The organism is Peterkaempfera griseoplana, assembly GCF_001418575.1.
Classification (GTDB): Bacteria; Actinomycetota; Actinomycetes; order Streptomycetales; family Streptomycetaceae; genus Peterkaempfera; species Peterkaempfera griseoplana.
Map to the genome: position 1 here is coordinate 1 of NZ_LIQR01000302.1, position 3306 is coordinate 3306.

Annotated in this window: 2 protein-coding genes and 1 pseudogene; all 3 read left to right on the forward strand. The window is 75.2% G+C overall.

What is annotated here, in order from left to right:
* Nucleotides 1-96 precede the first annotated feature (96 nt).
* Nucleotides 97-2286: pseudogene (locus AOK09_RS22365) on the forward strand (prolyl oligopeptidase family serine peptidase); the annotation flags it as partial.
* A 75-nt stretch (nucleotides 2287-2361) separates the two neighbouring features.
* The gene (locus AOK09_RS40845; protein WP_169797056.1) at nucleotides 2362-2835 is read left to right on the forward strand and encodes a GNAT family N-acetyltransferase; all 474 of its coding nucleotides are present in this window, start codon (nucleotides 2362-2364) and stop codon (nucleotides 2833-2835) included.
* Between the two features lie 131 nt (nucleotides 2836-2966).
* A partial coding sequence (locus tag AOK09_RS22370; RefSeq protein ID WP_322973201.1) for an inositol monophosphatase family protein occupies nucleotides 2967-3306 on the forward strand: 340 nt, incomplete at its 3' end.

Here is a 3306-nt window from a genome sequence, read left to right on the forward strand (position 1 = left end):
GCCGGGGGGCCCGCCCCCTTGCGGGCCCCCCGGCTGCGCCGCGGGGGCCGCCGGAACGGCCGGTGGATCCCCCGCACAGGCCGTAGGCTGCCGCTCATGGTGACGCAGTCTGCGCAGGAGCCGCTTCCCGGGATCCCGTCCGGCCATCCGCCCGCCCGTCGCGCCGACGTGGTCGACGACCTGTTCGGGCACCTGGTGGAGGACCCCTACCGGTGGCTGGAGGACGCGGCCTCCCAGGAGACCCGCGACTGGTCCGCCGCCCAGGACGAACTGTTCGACGCGGCCCGGCGGCAGTGGCCCGACCGGGAACGGATCGCCGCCCGGCTCACCGAACTCAACGGCGTCGGCTACGAGAGCAGCCCCTACTGGTACGGCGGCCGCCGCTTCCTCACCCGCCGCACCCCCGGCCAGGAGCACGGCGTCCTGCTCACCGTGGACCCCGCCGCCGACGGCACCGCCGCTGCGCAGGACGCGCCCGAGCGGGTGCTCATCGACCCGGTGGCCGTGGACCCCGAGGGCCTCACCACACTCGACGGCTGGTCGCCCTCCCACGACGGCCGCCTGCTGGCGTACCAGCTGTCCGAGAACGGCACCGAGGAGTCGGTGCTGCGGGTGATGGACGTCGCCACCGGCGAGGTGGTCGACGGGCCGGTCGACCGCACCCGCTACTCCCCCGTCGCCTGGCTCCTCGACGGGGAGTCCTTCTACTACGTGCGGCGGCTCGCCCCCGGACTGGTCCCGGAGGGCGAGGAGCCGTTCCACCGCCGGGTGTACCTGCACCGGCTCGGCACTGACCCGGCCGAGGACGTCGAGGTCTTCGGCGCCGGACTGGCCGCCACCAACTACTACGGCGTCCAGGTCAGCCGGGACGGCCGCTGGCTGGCCGTCACCGCCTCGGCGGGGACGGCGCCCCGCAGCGACCTGTATCTCGCCGACCTGACCGGGTCGCCGCCGCAGCGGCCGCGGCTGCTCCCGCTGCGCACCGGCTGCGACGACCAGACCTCGCTCTGGATCGGCGAGGACGGCCGGGCCTATGTCGTCACCGACGCCGGCGCCCCGCGCGGCCGGGTGCTGGTCGGCGACCCGGAGGCGCTGCACGCGGCGGCCGCCGGCCCGGCCGGGTTGCCCCCGGCGCAGTGGGAGGAGCTGCTGGCGGAGCTGGTGCCGCAGGACCCGGTGGCGGTACTGGAGGACGTCTGCGTGCTGTACGGCGACGGCCGCGACCCGGGCTGGCGGCCGCAGCTGCTGGTCCACCGCAGCCGCCACGCCGTCGCCGAGGTGGCCGTTTACGACCTGGCCGACGGCCGGCTGCTGCGCACCGTCGAACTGCCGGGCCTGGGCAGCGTGTCCGGCTTCTCCCCCTCCGACCCCAGGACGCGCGGCGGCGGCTTCGAGGCCTGGTTCGGCTACGGCGACCACACCGCGCCGGAGCGGGTGCTGCGCTACGACGGCCGCACCGGCGCCACGACCCTGTGGGCCGACGCCCCGGGCCGGGTCGCGCTGCCCGAGGTGACGGTACGTCAGGTCACCTTCCCCTCGGCGGACGGCACCGAGGTGCGGATGTTCGTGATCGCCCGAGCCGACCTGCCGCCGGGCCCGCGCCCGACCGTCCTCTACGGGTACGGCGGCTTCCAGATCTCCCTCACCCCCGGCTTCTCCGCCGGGGTGCTCACCTGGGTCGAGGCGGGCGGCGTCTACGCCGTCGCCAATCTCCGCGGCGGGCTGGAGGAGGGCGAGGAGTGGCACCGCGCCGGGATGATGGAGCACAAGCAGAACGTCTTCGACGACTTCCACGCCGCCGCGCAGTGGCTGCTGGACAACGGTGTCTGCCGGCCGGGCCTGCTCGGCATCTCCGGCAGGTCCAACGGCGGGCTGCTGATCGGCGCCGCCGTCACCCAGCGCCCCGACCTCTACTCGGCGGCGGTCTGCTCGGCGCCGCTGCTGGACATGGTCCGCTATGAGCGCTTCGGCCTGGGCCGCACCTGGACCGAGGAGTACGGCACCGCCGAGGACCCCGAACAGCTGGGCTGGCTGCTGGCCTACTCCCCGTACCACCGGGTCCGGCCCGGCACCGACTATCCGGCGGTGCTCTTCACCGTCTTCGACCAGGACACCCGGGTCGATCCGCTGCACGCCCGGAAACTCTGCGCCGCGCTCCAGTGGGCCACCACCGGCGGTCCCGGCGACCGTCCGGTGCTGCTCCGCAGGGAGAAGGACGTCGGCCACAGCGCCCCCTCGGTCTCCCGCAGCGTGGGCCTCTCCGCCGACACCACCTGCTTCCTCGCCGCCCACCTCGGGCTGGACCTCGCCCCGGACACCGAGGCGACCGCGGGCAGCGCCGCCGCACCGCGGATCGTGCCGATGGCCCCGGAGCACGCCGACCGGGTGCTGGCCGTCTACCAGGCGGGCATCGACGAGGGCGACGCCACCTTCGAGGAGTCGGCGCCCACGTGGTCCGACTTCGACCGCACCAGGCTCCCCGGCCACCGCTTCGTCGCCCTGGACCCCGACGGCCGGCTGCTGGGCTGGGTCGCCGCCTCCGCGGTCTCCGACCGCTGCGTCTACGCGGGCGTGGTGGAGCACTCCGTGTACGTCGATCCGGCCGCCCGCGGCCGCGGTGTCGGCCGCGCCCTGCTCGCCGCACTGCTGGCGTCCACCGAGGCCGCCGGCGTCTGGACCGTGCAGTCCGGCGTCTTCCCGGAGAACAGGGCCAGTCTCGCCCTGCACCGCGCTGCGGGCTTCCGCGAGGTCGGCGTCCGTGAGCGCCTGGGCCGCCACCGGGGGGTCTGGCGCGACGTGGTGCTGCTGGAGCGCCGCAGTCCGGTGGTGGACTGACCGCCGGCGCCTCCGGTACGGCCCGGTGCGGAGCGGCGGTGACGCCCTGCGCACCGGGCCGTACCCGTCCCTGGTCCGGCAGCGCGATCAACCGCGTGGGAGAGTGAGGGGGGAAGCGAGAGGAGCGGCGCGTGGTGCTCGAGAAGGTGGCGGAGATCCTCGCCGAGACGGCGGCGGAGGTGATCGAGCCGCGGTTCCGGGCACTCTCCTGCGGAGAGGTCATGGAGAAGGCGCCCGGTGACCTGGTCACGGTGGCCGACCGCGAGGCGGAACTGATCATCGCGGAGCGGCTGCGGGCGCTGCTCCCGGTGCCGGTGGTGGGCGAGGAGGCGGTCTCCGCCGACCCCCTGCTGGTCAAGGCGGTCTGCAGCGAGCCCGCCGTGTGGCTGGTCGATCCACTGGACGGCACCGGCAACTTCGTCGCCGGCAAGGGCGACTACGCCGTGATGGCGGCGCTGGTCCGGGGCGGTG